A 17,693-nucleotide genomic window follows, 5' to 3' on the forward strand; every position below is an offset into this window, starting at 1 on the left:
TATCTGTTGCCACAAACTGAATCTGTTCCGTATTCTTGGGGTTATTCAATATTTCATCTACACTTTGAAATAGATTCATTCGATGTACTATTAACCCAATAGCCATGCATGCCAACATAACCAAAAATGCTTGTTTTAATCCGTTTGGCGGAGTTATGTCGCTTAACCTTTTAGACAGCTCTTCTGATACTCTATAGCGCTGTAATTTCGCTAAATTGGACAATGAATCCTCTGGTTGTAACAACAATCCTGTACTGAAAGATGCTTCTGAAACATGGGCGTCAATAAATGAGCTAGTGCTATTTAAGTTATGTTGCCAAGGTTTTTTTACCAGGATAACAAAAAGCAAACCAACTACAAATACTACCAAGCCTACTAGTAGATTTTTAGTTATAAAATAGCATAGCACAGCAATACCTAAAGCATACAAAACAGCCTCTGCGTACGACAACAACTGCCAACGCTTTTGAAACTTCGTTAAATGTAGTTTACCCTGATCCATTACTGTTTGCGTTTATGTGCCACAAAGCGTTCTACCAATAATAATACTAGAAGTATTACCCATAAATACGGATTCACATTAAAACTTGCCAACTGTTTTTCCTTGCTTTTTACAGCTACATAGTTGGTTTGTATTTCTGATGCCGCAACTGAACGTTTATCTACTTGAATCAGTAATTCTTGCAACTCACTATTGACCTCTAAGACATCAAGTAATTTCTCCGTTACTCTTTCCAATACTGCATTTTCCGAAGTAATTCGCTTGGTCAAATAAAAGATAGCGTCCTCTTCTGCAGTAACTATGATAGACTGCGCCAAAGCATCTTCTCTCAATACCAATAGTTTCTGTGCTGCTTCAGGTTGTGGTTTATTGCTTAGCCAAATAACTACATCTGCATCGTTTTTTGAAATTTCCTCGCTATCTAATTTAGACGTTACATTAATTTCCCGATTTAAATAAATAGAAAGGGCTTTTAATGATGCCTCTATGTACCTTTTATCTTGCTGTAAGCTATCCGTATAAAAGAGGGCTATTTCTATAGGATTCTGTACAATTACAGGCACTTTTTTTACAGGTTCATGTTTTGAAATCACCAGACTATCACCACCAGAAGAAAGTGTAAAATCTTCTCCCAAGGTTATTTTTCTACTATTGACTTTAGTTTCACCAGCACCACTCCACCCTGTATATAACTGTAATTCGTTTTCTCGTTTATATGCTAGTAACGGAGTTTCTTTTGATAATGCGCTGTCAATAACAATCCAGTTTATATTCTGTTTGCTTTCTGGTCTTGCTCCTTTTAACCCGCTAGCAAAACCATTCGTAAAAACCACGATGCTATCGGTAGGCAACTCCTCCATTTCAGATGCTAACGCCCAATAATCTTGCACCGCTTTCAGCTTTGTAACTTGTTCTTCTCCCTCATTTAAAGGCAAACCTTTTTGTAAAAGTCTAATTTCTTGATCATTACCTTTTTCTATAAATTGAGACATGAAATCGGCGTTCTGTGCCAGTTCTGGTTCAACCACATACGTGACTTTGCTGTTACTAATTTTTGAATGCCATTGTGGTTTTGCCATCAAAACAACCAATAACGAAATAATGCCCATTCGCAATAATAACAACCATAATTCATTCAACTGAATACTGCTAGATTGTTTAGATTTTGATTCTGACAACAACTGTACACTACCAATCTTTATCGTCTTTGCTTCCTTTTTACTCCATAGGTGGATTGCTATCGGAACTAGAAGTCCCAATAAAGCCCATAAATATGAAGGATGTGCAAATGACATATTAACCTAGTCTTTTTCGTTGTTTTAAAAATAATAGCAAAGCTTCGCCCAATGGTGCATCCATTCTAAATACGTGGTGGTCTATACCGTTGGACAATAATTCTTCCTTGATTTTTTTTAACCTGGCCTCCAGATTGTTCAAATATTCAGTTTTCGCTTGTTGCGTATCTACTTTTATTCTTGCTCCCGTTTCCCAATCTTCAAAGGTGATATCAGGTCCATAATTAAAATCCATCTCCGCAGCGCCCATAACCTGCAAGACTACAACTTCATTTCTGGCGGATTTTAATCCTTTAATGAATTTTGAAATCTCTTCACTAGTTTCGTACATATCCGTTAGGAAAAAAATTAACTCCTTCCCTCCTCTGTTAGGTATACGTTTGTTAGAAATATGGGTTGCAGGCCACTTGCCTGTATTTGAAATATTTATCAATTCTAACAACAGTCTGTTGTAATGCTTTTTATCAGCTTTTGGATAGATGCTGACCACATCAATTTCGTTCAAAGCAAATAACCCCACGGCATCGCCTTGTTTGTGTGCCATGTATGCCAGTGTCGCTACCAATACGCGTACAAAATCTACTTTTGAAAGCGCTTCTTCTTTATGCAACATAGATGCGCTGGCATCTACGATAAACTTAATGGTTACCTGACTTTCAATTTCTGATTGCTTGATGTAATACCTGCCGGAACGTGCCAACATTTTCCAATCTAGCAATCGTAAATCGTCACCGGGTTCGTAACCTCTGTACTGGCTAAATTCCATCCCAGGACCAACACTAGCACTTCTATTTAAACCAGACGTAAACCCCTCTACCACAATACGCGATATTAGGGAGAGTCCCTCAACCGTATTGATGACTTCTGGTTTTAATAAATTGTGATAGTCCTGTTTTGCCATGTACTCGATAATGGAGCGTTAGTTATTCGCCTTTTATTGCAATTGCATTCAATAAGTGAGTTGCTACTTTGTCTGAAGTAATACCTTCTGCTTCTGCCCTGAAATTTACCAACACCCTATGACGAAGTACTGGTAACGCTACACTTTTAATATCATCTAACGTAACCGCTAATCTACCTTCTAACAATGCGTTAGCCTTTGCCGTTAAGATCATTGCTTGACCTGCACGAGGACCTGCGCCCCAATCTACCCAGTCTTTTACATAAACATCGGTAGTGGTTTCTGGGCGGGTTGCTCTAATAATATCACTTACAAAACTGATTAAGGCGTCACTGATAGATACTTCTCTAACCAATTCTTGAAGGCGTACAATATCATCACCAGAAATTACTTTGTTCAACTTCTTTTTGAAGGTTCCCGTGGTAGCCTTTAGAATAGCTTCCTCGTCTTGTTTTGTTGGGTATCCTATTTTGATGTACAACAAGAATCTGTCTTGCTGTGCTTCCGGCAAAACAAAGGTTCCTGATTGCTCTATTGGGTTTTGCGTAGCAAGTATAAAAAATGGTTTATCTAAGGGATAGGTTTTATCACCGTAGGTTACTTCAAATTCTTGCATCGCTTCCAACAATGCTGCCTGTGTTTTTGGTGGGGTACGGTTTATTTCATCCGCCAGGATAATATTAGAGAAAATAGGACCTTTGTTGAACTTAAAAAACTTTTTACCGGTAGTTTGATCTTCCTCTAAAATCTCGGTCCCAATAATATCCGAAGGCATTAAATCTGGCGTAAATTGAATACGCTTAAACTTTAAATCGATGGCATTCGCCAAAGTTCTGATCATTAAGGTTTTTGCCAAACCAGGCACCCCTTCTAACAAAGCATGACCACCGGCTAAAAACGTAATCAATAATTGCGATACGGTTTCTTCTTGCCCAATAATCACTTTTCCAATTTCTTCCTTTAGGGCACTTAATTTACCTGAGAGCATTTCTACCTCATCTGCAATGCGTTGTAATTCTTTATCCATTCAAAAATATTTTATGAGGTTAGGGCGTACATAACAATGTTGACCCCAAACCGTGTATTGTCTATTTTGTACCAGCGTTTGTTTCTAAAATCATAATCCCACTCGCAACCATAGTCTTTATTGCTATACAGTACCGCAATTCTACCGTTTACCACAATAGCCTTTAAATAATCGTGTACCAGATCATCTCCCCAACCATTCAATTCTTGTGATGTGGTTGGCGGACCGTCTTCAAAGTCGAAGAATATGGTATAGATTTCGTGGTCGTTTGGTATTTTTTTTAATGCGGATGCACCAAATATTTCTTCCATTTGCCGCTCAAAAGATTTGGCGAACAAACCGTCAATATCATGATTGCAGTCATCGGCAAAAACGAAGCCGCCATTACGTACATACTTTTCAAAATTCTCTTGTTCCTTTTTGGTAAACTCCACCAACTTGTGACCAGAGATATAGCAAAACGGACTCTTAAAAATATCATCGCTTGCCAGAGTGATGATTTTCTCTTGTGTATCAACCTTCAACGTAGTGTACTCCACCAATGAATTCAACAAATTAGATGGCATGCGCTGATCCACATCCCAATCGCCGGATTCGTACTGTAATCTCGTAAAGAAAAATTCGTTGCTCAAGGGCAAGTAGTTTGTGTTTTTATTCCGATAGAAAAAGAAAAAACTGGTTGTCGTGATGTGTCACAAACAACCAGTTTCTATTGTCTTATTTACTTATTAAACCGCATCTGAAAGACTGGTAAACGTAAAGTCGCGCACTTTCATATATGGTATTAGATTACCATTAATACGTACTTGTTGCCCTAACGTTTCTAGATTGTTCAGCATGATGATCGGACTTTCATTAAACCTGAAGTTTTTTACAGGGTATTTAATTTGTCCATTTTCAATATAAAACGTTCCGTCTCGTGTAAGTCCCGTATACAATAAGGTTTGTGGATCTACACTACGTATATACCATAAACGGGTTACCAAAATTCCTTTTTTAGTACTCTTGATCAATTCTTCCAAACTGGCATCACCACCGGTCATAATAGCGTTTGGTGGAAAAGGAACTGGCTCAACACCTTTTTCCTTTGCCCAAAAACGGTCATACGCCAAATTTTTAACCACTCCGTTTTCTATCCAGCTTGTTTTCTTTAGTGGCTGCCCTTCTCCGTTCCATGTAGATGTTGGTACTTCAGGATTCAACGGGTCAGAATATATATTAACACGTTCGTCCACTATTTTCTCACCAATCTTGTTCTTACCATCTGCAGCAGACATAAAGCTTCTACCTTCATCTGCAGAACGCGCATTTAGTGAGCGGAACATGTTACGTAACAAATCTGCCGAAGCAGCTGGTTCTAATATTACCGTGTACTTACCAGGCTCAATCGCTTTTGCCTCTCTAGAAAGTACCGCTTTATCAATTGCAGTCTTTGCTGCCTCATCGGCATCAAACTTATCTACGTCATTAAAATCTCTTTTTACCCAACCAGAACCGGTACCATCATTGGTACGCATGGTTACGGTAAAATCTACATCGGTAGATTGGTTGTAGGCAAACAAACCTTTTGAATTGATCATTGCGCTAAAACCTGCAGAGTCATTTAAGAAACCTGCCGCAGTAACATCTTTAGCATCTGCCGGAACAATACTACTGCTTGCTACCTCAGCTCTATACTCAGGAGTTATCTTTGCGGTAGATTCGCTATATGTGATAGCCTCATCATACATCTGCGGACCTAAAGGCTCCATAAATTCCGGATTCTCTGGTGAAAGTTGTGCCAATTCTTCAGCTCTTCTTACCACCTTTTCCAATGATGCATCATCAAACTCATCAATAGTAGCCGTACCAGATTTTTTACCAAAACTAGACTGTACCGCCAAACTTTGATTAGAACTGTAACCAGATGTAGATACCGTATTTCTTGCATATCTTATATTGCCGCTATTGTAACCGTTTAAATTTATCTCGCAGGTATCGGCTTTGGAAAAGCTCAATGCTTTCTCCAATATTTTTCTTGCTTCTTCTTTTGTATAAATTGCCATTGTTGTTCTTTTTTGAGTGAAACAATTAAATGTTTCTACCAGTGTTAATTACATTTACATCATTGAACCTGGCAGTAGAACTACCATGAGATACAGCGCTCACCTGAGAAGGCTGCCCTTTACCGTCAAAGAAAGTACCGAACAAACGGTAATCATCCTTATCGCAAATCTTAACACAAGAATTCCAAAACTCTTGGGTGTTACTTTGGTAGGCTACATCTTCTAACATACCCACAATTTCACCGTCTTTAATTTCGTAAAATACAGTACCACCAAACTGGAAATTATAACGTTGCTGATCAATAGAATACGATCCACGACCTGCTATATAAATACCTTTTTCTACATCTTTTATCATTTCAGCACTAGAGTACTTCTCTTTGCCCGGTTCTAAAGAAACATTTGGCATACGTTGAAATTGTACATCGTCCCAGCTTTGTGCATAACAACAACCGTGAGATTCCTCTTCACCAATCATATGTGCTTGGTCACGAATGGCTTGGAAATTGCTCAACACTCCGTTACGTACCAAATCCCACTTCTTCGATTTCACTCCCTCGTCATCATAACCAACAGCACCTAATGAACCTACCTGAGTTTTATCGGCAACAATGTTTACCACATCACTACCGTATTTGAAGTTGCCCGATTTTAATTTATCCAATGTAGCGAAACTTGTACCTGCATAGTTGGCTTCATAACCCAATACACGATCCAGTTCTAATGGGTGACCTACAGATTCGTGAATGGTTAACCCAAGGTGATTTGGTTCTAATACTAAATCATATTTACCGGCGTCAACGGATTTCGCCGTTAATTTTTCTCTCGCTTGTTTTGCTGCTATAGTAGCATCTTCTACCATATCATAGCTGTTTTTGTATAAGCGCAATCCTGCTGGACCATCTAGTTTCTCAGATTCCAATCCGTCTAAATACTCATAACCCATACCTACGGGAGCACTCATATTCTCTCTGGTCTTAAAAGTACCGGCAGCCTTATCAACAGCAGTCACTCTTAAAGTTGGCCACAAGCGATGAATATCTTGATCTATATAAGAACCATCGGTCGATGCAAAATACTTTTGCTCGTTTACCATAAATAAGGCAGAGTTTACAAAATTTGCTCCGTTATCCAAAGCGGCAGCGTTGGCACTTAATAAAAGGTCTACCTTTTCTGAAACTGGAACTTCCTTAAAATCTTTTTTGATCGGAGTCTTCCAAGAAACCTCTCCGTATGCATTTACCGGTGCTAGCTTTACCGGATCTTTTTGAATTTTTGAGTTTGCCTTTGCAATAGCAACTGCTTGTTCCGTTGCTTTTTTAATGCCGTCTGCAGTAACACTATTGGTTGAGGCAAAACCCCAAGTACCATTAGCGATTACACGAATACCAATACCAAAAGATTCTGTATTGACCACGTTCTGTACTTTGTCTTCCCTTGTAAAAACATACTGATTTAAATACCTGCCAATTCTAGCATCTGCATAAGTAGCACCTAATGACTTAGCGGTATTTAAGGCAACATCTGCCATGTTTTTCTTCACCAAGGCATCCATACCCGGTTCTAGTAATGCCTCTGTTGGGATGTCATTACCTAGCAATAATGATGGCATCATTAATGCTCCAGCACCCAACCCGGCGTACTGTACAAAATCTCTTCTTTTCATGTGTTCGTTTTATAGTGTTCCAATATTGTTGGCGTTGTTCTTTGAGAAAACAACTATTTCTATACTATCAAAAATGAATTTGGAAATCCTTTTCTGGTTAATTAGAAATATTTAACTGAATTCGTGCCCTCTAAAAATAGTTAGGCTTTTGAAACTATTATGTTAACCTTAACATAAATTATAACATTCAGTACCGCTTTTGAGAATTCTATAAAAATGGGGTGATGATTTTTTGTTTTATGGAAGGGTGAATTGAAAAATCAAAGAAGGGTAGTCTTGATTAAATTTTTAAAATGATAAATAGAAACTTAATAAGCAATGGTTCTAGCCGATATAACTAAAATGAGAAGCCATTTATTGGAAATGTAAAATTAGTTTTACTTTTAAAATATCTTCTGATCATATTCGTAATTCTTCTCATTTGGAAAATTACCTTTTAAATCAGGAAAGATTAATTGTAAATATTTATAGTCTCTTTTTTCATAATGTTTGATTGAACTTAATACATATTCAGTCAAAACCTCATTTGCAACTTCAACAAAATAAACTGGAAAGGTATCAATTAACCCAACTATTTTCCTATTTAATGGTACGTTTCCGTCTTTATATTTATCTGTGTAATTACGAATCAAAGTTGTTGTTAAACCATTAGGTAATCCTGATATAATTAATTCTGGTATATTAAAATTCTTGTAAATCCCAGTTGAATAACCAAAAGGAGTAAATCCAATTTCCTCCATAACATATGTTGTGTGATATCCATACTTAGAAATATTGGTGTTAACCATTTTAAAATATGCATCCTTTTTATTTTAATCCATATTAGTTTTTAATAGTTTAAAATTTCACCTACCTATGCATCTTATCCAAAATCTCAATAATCTCAGTTTTTTTACGGACAGATACCGGTACGTTTTCTCCGTTTTTCAACATTAGATAGCCACCATCGGTTTTTATATAGGCGCTGATGCATTGTAGATTGACCAAGTGACTTTGGTGTACACGTACAAAATCGTGACTGCTCAATAAATCGGCAAAGTATTTTAAAGTCTTTGTAACAAAAATCTTGCGTTTATCTTGAAGGTGAAATATGGTGTTATTACTGTCGGACTCACACCTGATAATATCGTCTAAACCAACAATAATAATTTGATCTAGCGTATGTAATGATATCTTATTTGGTTTTTTCTCCGGAGCCTCAATAGTTTCCTTTAAAATCTGCAAACGCTCTTTATTAGGCTGCAACTGCTCTTTTGCGCGAGCAATCGCTAAACTTAAATCGTCATTTGAATATGGTTTTAAAACATAATCTATTGCTGCAAATTTGAAGGCTCTTATCGCGAACTCATCACTTGCCGTTACGAATATGATTTTCGATTTTAAGTCGGGGAAAATTTCTAGAATATCAAAGCCCGTACCATCGCCTAGCATAATATCCAAAAACAAAATATCGGGCTGATTTTTACGTAGCACCTTAGCGGCTTCTACTACACTCCGTGCCGTAGCGATAATTTCAATATCTGGGTGTTGCGTCTCAATATCCTTTTTCAAAAGGGTTAAGGCGTCAATCATATCTTCTACTATAATCGCTGTATGCATAAGTCTTCTAGTAATCTGTTAGTAATGGTATTTTAAAGCTAATTTTGGTGCCACCAATGCTGCCGTCGTCATTCTTAATCTCGCTAATTTGCAAGGTATTCTTACCAGCAATAGATTCTAATCGCTCTTTGGTTACTGTCAACGCCATAGATTGATGGTCTGTTTTTGGCTTTTCGTTTTGCGATTTAAAAATACCCATTCCGTTGTCAATAATACTGCATTGTAAATGCGTTTCTGTGGTATTGAAACCTATTTCTAGTCTTCCTTCCTTGTCTCCTTTCAGAATACCATGTCTAATGGCATTTTCAACGAAAGGCTGAATTAACATTGGCGGAATCAAAATCTCTTCGGCATCGGGATCAGTGTTGACATCAATAGTATATTCAAAAGTTTTCTGCGCCATCAATTGCTCTACTTCTATATAATGCCGTAATGCCTTAATTTCTTTGTCTAAACTAATATGTTCTTTTCTAGAATTCTGTAAGGTTTCACGCAACAATATTGCAAAACTATTAATGGTAGCATCCATCTTCTCCGGTTTGGTGCCTGCCATAGCTTTTACCCCATTTAATACATTAAATATAAAATGCGGATTCATCTGTAATTGTAATGCTTTTTGCTCTAAAGTCAATAGATAGTTCTGAGTTTTTAAGCGCTCTTGTACCGCTTTGTTTCTGGCTTTAATCTTGCGAATATAAAACCCGCCAATTGCCAATACTATTGCAATTACCAGTGCCAGTACCGCCCATTGAAACCAATCTTTTTTGTATAGCGGACTATCAATGAAAAAGCTGAATTTGATAGGATCACTTTCTTGCCATCTGTAATTTCTAGATTGCGCCGAAAAAGTATGTGCACCATATGCGAGTCCGGCGAAATTTTGCTTGTTCTCCTTTACCCACGGACTCCAATCGGTATCATCTAATTTTGTTCTGTATTCTACTTCATTTGGGTGGTCTACGTCTACTGTTCTGAATGAAAAACCCAGCTGCGTTTGATTGGGAGATAACTGCAATACCTTTTTACTGTTCGTCCAATCTTTCAGTATAAGCGAGTCTATATTTTTATAACGTTCCTCTACTCCTGTAAAGTACAGTGTTGGCGGTGCCGATGCTTTTTTACCCTCACTAGGCATATGCTTGGTCAAACCATAAATAGCACCGAACCATATATTTCCGTTATCATCTTTATCAACAGCATTTAGGCAGGTTTCAATACCCAAAAAGCCGTCGTTTCTACCAAAATGATAAACGTCTAATATTTCGTTATCCGTGTTAAGTTCTATCTTATCTACGCCACGTTCAGAACCTGCCCATAAAAAACCTTGGTCATCAAAAATGAGCTGATATATATTTTTTGAAGACAGATTTTTACTGCCTTTTAATTGCTGAAAATTTACAGGGTTTGTACTGTTGGCATACCAAATTCCCTTGCCAGATGTACCCAAATACATAGTATTATCATGGAACAAAATGGTACCGATTGCGGTTTGTTGTTCCAAGCCCGTTTCTACACTGGTCACCTTATTGTTTTCAATATAGCCCAAATACCCTTTTTGTGTAGCATACCATAGTTTACCATCAGGTGCTTTTACCATGCTTTTTATTAGCATATCTTCAATACCATTTCGCTTAGAAAATGTCTTTCTGACCACGAGACTGTCATTAACTGGGTAATAATTGAATTTTACAATACCATTTGCATAAGTGGCTGCCCACATAAAATCATCATCAGCAATTACGGTACGCACCCAGTCTGATGGAAAGCCTTTGCTTTCATCTATAATATGATTGGTAGTTCTTTTTATGGAGACAGTATCTATTTGTATTAAGTAGGTTTCGCTTGACGAAAACACCAAACTATCTACCATTTTGGTTTCACGAAATAAGAGCCCCCTATTATCTGATCCCGCCCAAATATTTCCTTTTTTGTCACTTGTAATCGTCTTAATCTTTACATCAAAAAAAGTGCTTTCATTAGGTAATGGATGTATTCCCGATGAATCAATTTTTGTTAACCCTGCTTCCGAAGTTGACAACCACAATCCGTCTGGTGCATTATGTACTGCATACACCCGATTTCCTTTTAAGCCAGTTCGTTGGTCGTAGTGCTTAAAATTGTTTTGAAAGTATTTATAGAGTCCGCCACCAGAAGACGCAATCCACAGATTTCCATTGTCATCACTTATGATTTTTCTGATGTGCGGAGTCGCCAATCCTCCAGATTTTTTTAGTCGTTTAAGTTCTGAGAATTTATCGGTTTCCACCACCGTAATACCATCATTATCAGTAGCTATCCATAACTCATTCGTATTGTGAATGGACATGGAATTTACACGAGTAGGTTCTGGCATTAGAAACTGATCAGCTGTATTCTCGCTGTCCATTATAAAAATACCATCATCAAAAGTGGCAGCCAGTATTTTATTGTTATGTTGAATTACACTCTTAAAATTATTTACTTCAATTTTTGTTTTTTCTGTGGCTGATTCGCTCAATTCATTAAGCTTCCACAAGCCATTATTTGTAGCTAGCCAATAGTAATTTCCATCAAAAAGTATGGAATTGATTTCGCTGACATCTATTTCTGCATTTATACTAACCTTGCTTATTTTACTATTCTTGGTATAACTATACAATCCTTTTTTAGTTCCTAAGAACAATACATTTTCAGGCTTATAGAATTGTAGTATTTGCGGAGAATTATAATTTACAAAGTTGTTCTTTACTTTTATAGAAAGTCCTTTTCTGGTTCCTATAAAAAGGGAATCGTTCTCGGTATAAAGAGCATCGATATAATTGGAAAGCAAACCATCACCTTCGTTCCAAACCTCAAAATTTTCACCATCAAAATTTGCGAGTCCGCCACCTTGGGTGCCTAACCACAAGTAGCCCATTTCATCTTGCAGTATATCATATACTTGAGATTGCGGTAGACCATCCGCTATTGTATACGCCCTAACCTGACTATTTTGTGCAGCGAGGTGCAATGTTCCTAAGAAACAAAATACCAGTACGATGTATTTAATAATCAGATTCAAATGTAGCTGTTAGTTTAGGTAATTTATAACGCTGTTATCCTTATAATATTTGATATAATAAAGGGTCATTAAAAGTAATGTTTTGGTATTCATTTACATTGTTAGATTGCAAAATAGGTGCCAATACACAGAGTACGGTGGTTTTTCCTTTTATCATCAGTTTATTTCCCTGGATGGTACTTCTCCAACGAAATTTTTCTACGGGTATATTTAATTTAAACAAAACCTCAGCCATTTCTGGAGATTCTGAAACCCAATCCATTATTTCTTCCTTGTCTTGTAATGTAGGTATATCCGTAACGGAATCAAAAGTAAATTCCCAATCTACCGGAATATTGAATTTGAAACTGTAGGCTTTACCAAAAGAAGATTCCTTTCTTGTTTTTATGGCAGTAAACCAATCGATTTTGACTTCTGGATAGCTTTCCTTAAAGGCTTTTGATAAATGTGCCGGACCTAAAGATTCTGCCGTGGGGTAATAACCGTAATAGGGTTTTGCTAAATAATGACCTGCATATTTACCACCAAATACATTGAAATAGGCTGAAGCAACTACCTGCCCTGCTTTAAACGTATTTTTTAATTCTTGAAGAAGAGGCTGATTTTCTCCCAATCCGCAAGAATGAAAGATGATTTTAGAATCATTAGTTATGTAATCACACATGGTTTCTATGTCATGGTTTTTTTCTGCATTTTGTAAAGTCTTTACTGTAATTCTTTCTCCTGTGCTGTTTATTTTTAAAGACATTCCCAACCAAGCATTACTATGACTTACAATATGAATCTCGTTAAAACGAACTTGGTTCTCCCCTGCTCTATTTACATAATTGACGATATCGTCAATGGTATATAAACTATCTACAATAGGCAATCCTTGATTTTCAAAATATTGCTTGGCATTGTTATAATAGGTGTTATCACCTTCATCAAAACCAGCTATAAAAACAATGGATTCCTGTACCATTTCTTTTTTGGTAGGTGAAGCAAGTGCCGCCTCCGACTTTTGCGAAAACGGCTTCTTACTACCAAGCATTAGCACACTAACCAATACTATAATTAAACACTTGTTCATATTTATTTTTTAAAAGTCTATACTAACTACAGCATCATCTTTAATTTCACGAACTTCTTCTTTTTTGGTCAACTTAGACCCGTTCCATATATACGGAGTGGTAATGAATTCTACATTGTTCTGTGCAAAGGCATCATCTAAGGTTTTGATGTTTTTTGTTATCGTCGTTTTCAGCAAAATAGTACTCTTAACACCTTGCATATCTGAAGGAAAAACAAAAGACTCGGTCTTTAAATAGTTACTATCTGCGTAGTCAATTAAACTAGCTACTTTTTTAAATCTACCATTGTTCCAAAACAGGTAGCTTTTACCTACTTGGTAACCGGTATCAGCATCGGCTAAATCTACCGTGATTACATCTTCTACATTGAACATCCCTAGACTACCGTGGTTTTCAATATGAACAGGAATTGCTGACAAACTGTCCAAAACCATTTTATCTAACTGTTGACCGTTTTTAAAGGCACGTAACTGGTATTTTACTTCTGTCATACCTGCTTCATTTGTAGCACTGCTTTCATAACCGTATACAAACTTTACTTGGTTGTCCGCAATACTTCCAAAAGACTTCTGAGCGATCATTCCGCCCCAAACCCAGCCGGTTTCATTACCGGTAGTTACTCTGTACCAGTGACTTTTAATTCCATCAATCTCTTTGGCATAAAGGCTCTTTTCCCACAAAACCATTTTAGTACCAATATTAAGTAAGGTTACTTTTTTACTACGTACAGATGGCTTTTCACGCAGAAATACTTTGTGAGCCAATAAGTACTCATAGGTTAATTCTTCAGCAGGAATTTCTTTGTCCATCACTTCAAAATCTACTTGTTCTACGCTTTGGGCGAAGATGTTTACAAATGCGAATAAGCATAGGAATAAGGCACTTTTCTTTAAATTTTTCATAATTCTAAATTTTAAGGGTTATTAATAATTAATTGCTGTTATAGCGTCTTCAGTATCAAAATCATCGTCGTTCCAGGCAATGCTTCTAAGTACTTTAATATCTTTAATTGTATATGTTTCGGTGTATTGTAATGCAGCTCTTAAAATGGTTCCTTCTTTGCCAAAAGACTGATTAGGAAAAATGTAATGTATGTCTGAAATAGGTTCATAAGCATACTCATTTTTTATACTCGGCAATGCGATATAATCATTGTCACTGGTAACCAAATAATAGAACTCTTCTGTGCTTGAACAACAAGCGTTATACTCTAGTGTTACTTTTAAAATTTCATTGATATCCTCTAAATCAGGATTTCTTAAAACCGAGATGCGTATTTCATCTAGTAAACCAAAATCTGAGATAGATAATGTTGCTACATGACTTTCTGGATTGTCTGATACGATTACATCTACCATCCACGTATCTTCCTCTTCTTGACCACTACTTCTTTGGTTGGTGATATCATAACTATCGGTCAATTGAAACTCTTGCGCATTGGTTATACAAATGCTGAATAAAAAGGCGAATAGGATTAAATTTTTCATGATATTATTTTTAGTTGTTATGTTTCTACACTACTAAATTACAGCAGAGACAGGGCTTTTATGAGGGTGTTCTAGTATTCGTAGCACCTCATCTAGAATTCGTTGAACATGGTGTATTTATTCAGGTTACAATTGTTCATTCTTCAATGTATGGCAAAAGAAAAACCTGCAAAATGATACACATCTTACAGGTTTTCTTCTCCTTTCGGAGGACCAACTAACCAAAACTTACTACCTATTTTTTCAACGTTAAAGTCATCTCTTTTTTTACGGATTTTAAACTGATTTTCTCAAACGCTGACTGCATACTTTCATCAACTACCCAGCTACCATTTTCTAATTTTTCTACACGAACAACCTTGCCATTGGCATTGAATTTAATACGTAGACTTTCATACTTTTTTAAGTATTCTGTTACCAGTTTACTGTACATCACTTTAAATTCCATCGTCAACTGTCTTTTTACATTCTTTGTTATTTCATTTTCAAAATCTATGGAGAAAGAGCGTTTGAATTTACTTGTCTCTTTGACCTCAGCTTCTGCACCTACGGCAGAGTTGTTTACATTATTTGGCATAGGCAACGGCTGCTTTACTTTGGTCAAGGTGCCATCTTCATTTACTATAGCCTCATCTACAGCTACGAAAGAGGTGTAATTGGTCAACAGGTTATATTTTAATCCTAAGGCAACTACTTCATCTTTTACATCTTCATTGAACAAATTGTTATAATCATCTAACTCGCTAATCTTCTTTCTTGCCCACAAGTAGCGTAAGGCTTTGTTCTGCTTACTTAATTGTCCGTCAGCTACATTATATACTTCTCTAAATCGTTTTTTACCTTGATACCCGGTTACTATAATTTTACCTTCTGCCCTACCCTTGTATTTACCATGAATAATTACGGGTCTTGCAGCAAAAACATCTGGAATGCTTTTTTGGGCAAGGTCATACATATCAAATCCTTTGGATTCTATTTTTACCCTGGTCAATAATGGTGTGGCTATATAATCTGCAAAGTCTTTAGCTACTTCTGCCGCTTCTTCTGATGTTGTTGCAATGAAAGATTCACTGTTGGAAACCTTTGCCATGCCTTCTATTAAATATCTGTTAACGCTTGACCCTATGCCAAATGTGAATACATTGGCTTCATCTAAATTGTTACCAATAAGTTCAAATGCTTCTTTTTCTACACTCACATATCCGTCTGTAATAATTACCATAGAACGGGCTACGCTCATATCTCTTCGTGGTAATTTATAGGCTTCATGCAATGCGCTTAATAATTGGGTGCCGCCACCGCCTTGACCATCTGATAAAAAACGAATGGCTGCTTCAATATTCTGCTCGGTCGATTCTACTGGGGTTTGACTAAACATCGTTGAGCTAGAAGCAAATAACTGAACATTGAAGGTGTCGCTCATTCGTAAATTGCAAAGTAGGTTTCGCATTAATTGTCTTGATACTTCTAAAGGATACCCATTCATAGAACCTGATACATCTACAATAAACAAGTACTCTCTTGCCGGAATATCCTCTAAAATCACCTTCTTACTAGGCTCCATTTGATAGGTAAAGAAGTTCTCATCCTCTCCCTCGTATAACAATAACCCCGTTTGAATTTGATTTCCCCTAAGGTTGTAATTCAATATAAAATCTCTATTAGACGGATTCTCATTCTCTTCGGATAAAAAGACTTCGGCTGTTTTTGCATTAGGATGATTCACCGTTACTTTATGACTTGTACTGTTTATATTTTGAATGATCATACCAGCATTTAAGGTTACGGTCATGTCAAAATCAAAACTATCTGCAATACCCTTTGCCGTGTATGGCATATTAAAGCTCTCTTCGTTTTGAGTGCTCTCGCCAGTAAACCTAGGACCTACAACACCTGGTGCTACAAATTGATATTCTCCGTTTACAGGCACTAATATTTCTGTGTAATAAATATCTATGGCAATTTCATCGCCAGGCATAATATTACCCACGTTCATTTGAAATACATTAGGTCTTTCTTGATCTAGCTTCGCCGCTCGTTTACCTTCGCTTAAAGCAGTTTCATAAACTTCTTGAGCTTCCTGCTTTTCAAATATTTTGGCATTTACAATTCGGTTGCCAATGGTCATCTGCATTTTATGAACCGCTGCTTGAGTAGAAAGCGGGAATACATATTTAGCTTCTATTGCCCCTGCCCCATTATTTTGATATACCTGTGTCACACGAACATGAGCAATAGTACCAGATATTTCAACTTCTGTTTTAGAAGATTTTAAGGGTATTACGGCATCTTCTGTAGATACCAATAAATACGGACTGTCATTATCTTGAGAAAAGCCTGTGAAGATGGTGCAACACAGTAAAAAGGTGTAAAGTAGTTTCATGATCGTAGTTTTAGATTATTATTATTATTTGAAGTCAAATCTAACTGCGAACTACTCGTAAAATAGGCTCCTTTTAGTATTCGTTGGGGTTGAACTAGAATTCGTAGTCTACTATAGTTTTTCTACTACTGACCAATATCATGTACCACTAATTCAATGATTTATACTTTTATCACATCAACAAACAACAATAGGTCATGAGAAGAAATTTAAATCAACAAGAATGTATAACATTATTGACACAGAACTACATTGGTAGACTGGCTTATATTTCTGGCGGATGTCCACATATTGTACCCATCACCTATTTCTACGATCTTGAAACCAACACTATCACGAGCTATTCTTCTGAAGGTCATAAAATTGAGGAAATGAGGAAAAATACAGCTGTATGTTTGGCGATAGATGAAATAACCTCTATTGCAGACTGGAAATCTGTTCTATTGCAAGGCACTTTTGAGGAACTTTCTCGTATAGATGCAAAACATATGCTACATGAATTTTCTGAGGGAGTTAAAAAAGTAATCGCAACTAACTACGGAGAACACCCAAAATGTATAAGTGAGTTCTCTGCAAAAATTGATACCGAAGATGCTCCTATCATTTTTAGGATCAACATCAACGAACTGAAGGGAAAACTAAGAGTAACCGATAAATAATAGAGATAAAATATTT

14 protein-coding genes and 1 pseudogene are annotated in these 17,693 nt (G+C 36.7%); 1 reads left to right on the forward strand and 14 read right to left on the reverse strand.

Translation table 11 applies throughout. The features are described 5' to 3' along the window. The 14 genes and pseudogenes from ABJI11_RS18610 to ABJI11_RS18675 all read right to left on the reverse strand — a co-directional run. Positions 1-502: pseudogene (locus tag ABJI11_RS18610) on the reverse strand (tryptophan-rich sensory protein); the annotation flags it as partial. Further along, a complete protein-coding gene (locus ABJI11_RS18615; RefSeq protein WP_348355797.1) occupies positions 502-1,797 on the reverse strand; it encodes a BatA domain-containing protein in 1,296 nt (431 codons plus the stop codon). The gene ABJI11_RS18615 and the pseudogene ABJI11_RS18610, both read right to left, overlap by 1 nt. A gap of 1 nt (position 1,798) precedes the next feature. Next, complete coding sequence (locus ABJI11_RS18620) at positions 1,799-2,698, reverse strand: DUF58 domain-containing protein (RefSeq protein ID WP_348355800.1); 900 nt, start codon at positions 2,696-2,698, stop codon at positions 1,799-1,801. A 22-nt stretch (positions 2,699-2,720) separates the two neighbouring features. After that, positions 2,721-3,725 (reverse strand): MoxR family ATPase, encoded by a 1,005-nt coding sequence (locus ABJI11_RS18625; protein WP_348355803.1) that lies wholly within the window; start codon positions 3,723-3,725, stop codon positions 2,721-2,723. 11 nt (positions 3,726-3,736) lie between these two features. Further along, positions 3,737-4,357, reverse strand: coding sequence for a DUF4159 domain-containing protein (locus tag ABJI11_RS18630; protein WP_348355806.1), 621 nt, complete (start codon positions 4,355-4,357; stop codon positions 3,737-3,739). A gap of 96 nt (positions 4,358-4,453) precedes the next feature. Then, positions 4,454-5,770 (reverse strand): TldD/PmbA family protein, encoded by a 1,317-nt coding sequence (locus tag ABJI11_RS18635; protein WP_348355809.1) that lies wholly within the window; start codon positions 5,768-5,770, stop codon positions 4,454-4,456. 25 nt (positions 5,771-5,795) lie between these two features. Then, on the reverse strand, positions 5,796-7,436 hold the full coding sequence (locus tag ABJI11_RS18640; protein ID WP_348355811.1) for a TldD/PmbA family protein: 1,641 nt from the start codon (positions 7,434-7,436) through the stop codon (positions 5,796-5,798). 383 nt (positions 7,437-7,819) lie between these two features. Beyond that, a complete protein-coding gene (locus ABJI11_RS18645; RefSeq protein ID WP_348355814.1) occupies positions 7,820-8,224 on the reverse strand; it encodes a DUF4262 domain-containing protein in 405 nt (134 codons plus the stop codon). Between the two features lie 61 nt (positions 8,225-8,285). Further along, entirely contained in the window at positions 8,286-9,035 is a 750-nt protein-coding gene (locus ABJI11_RS18650; protein WP_348355816.1) for a LytTR family DNA-binding domain-containing protein, read from the reverse strand. Between the two features lie 7 nt (positions 9,036-9,042). After that, positions 9,043-12,075 carry a two-component regulator propeller domain-containing protein gene (locus tag ABJI11_RS18655; protein ID WP_348355819.1) on the reverse strand — a complete coding sequence of 1,011 codons (3,033 nt, stop codon included), beginning with the start codon at positions 12,073-12,075 and terminating at the stop codon, positions 9,043-9,045. Between the two features lie 40 nt (positions 12,076-12,115). Further along, complete coding sequence (locus ABJI11_RS18660; RefSeq protein WP_348355822.1) at positions 12,116-13,147, reverse strand: hypothetical protein; 1,032 nt, start codon at positions 13,145-13,147, stop codon at positions 12,116-12,118. Positions 13,148-13,156: 9 nt separating this feature from the next. Beyond that, the gene (locus ABJI11_RS18665) at positions 13,157-14,050 is read right to left on the reverse strand and encodes an SH3 domain-containing protein (protein WP_348355825.1); all 894 of its coding nucleotides are present in this window, start codon (positions 14,048-14,050) and stop codon (positions 13,157-13,159) included. Positions 14,051-14,071: 21 nt separating this feature from the next. Further along, positions 14,072-14,635 carry a hypothetical protein gene (locus ABJI11_RS18670; RefSeq protein ID WP_348355828.1) on the reverse strand — a complete coding sequence of 188 codons (564 nt, stop codon included), beginning with the start codon at positions 14,633-14,635 and terminating at the stop codon, positions 14,072-14,074. Positions 14,636-14,870: 235 nt separating this feature from the next. After that, positions 14,871-17,018, reverse strand: coding sequence for a VIT domain-containing protein (locus ABJI11_RS18675; protein ID WP_348355831.1), 2,148 nt, complete (start codon positions 17,016-17,018; stop codon positions 14,871-14,873). Positions 17,019-17,215: 197 nt separating this feature from the next. Between ABJI11_RS18675 and ABJI11_RS18680 the strand changes: the two genes are divergently transcribed. Next, complete coding sequence (locus ABJI11_RS18680) at positions 17,216-17,677, forward strand: pyridoxamine 5'-phosphate oxidase family protein (RefSeq protein ID WP_348355834.1); 462 nt, start codon at positions 17,216-17,218, stop codon at positions 17,675-17,677. Positions 17,678-17,693: the final 16 nt, after the last annotated feature.

The sequence above is a fragment of the Maribacter sp. genome (genome assembly GCF_039968975.1).
In the GTDB taxonomy this organism is placed as follows: Bacteria; Bacteroidota; Bacteroidia; order Flavobacteriales; family Flavobacteriaceae; genus Maribacter.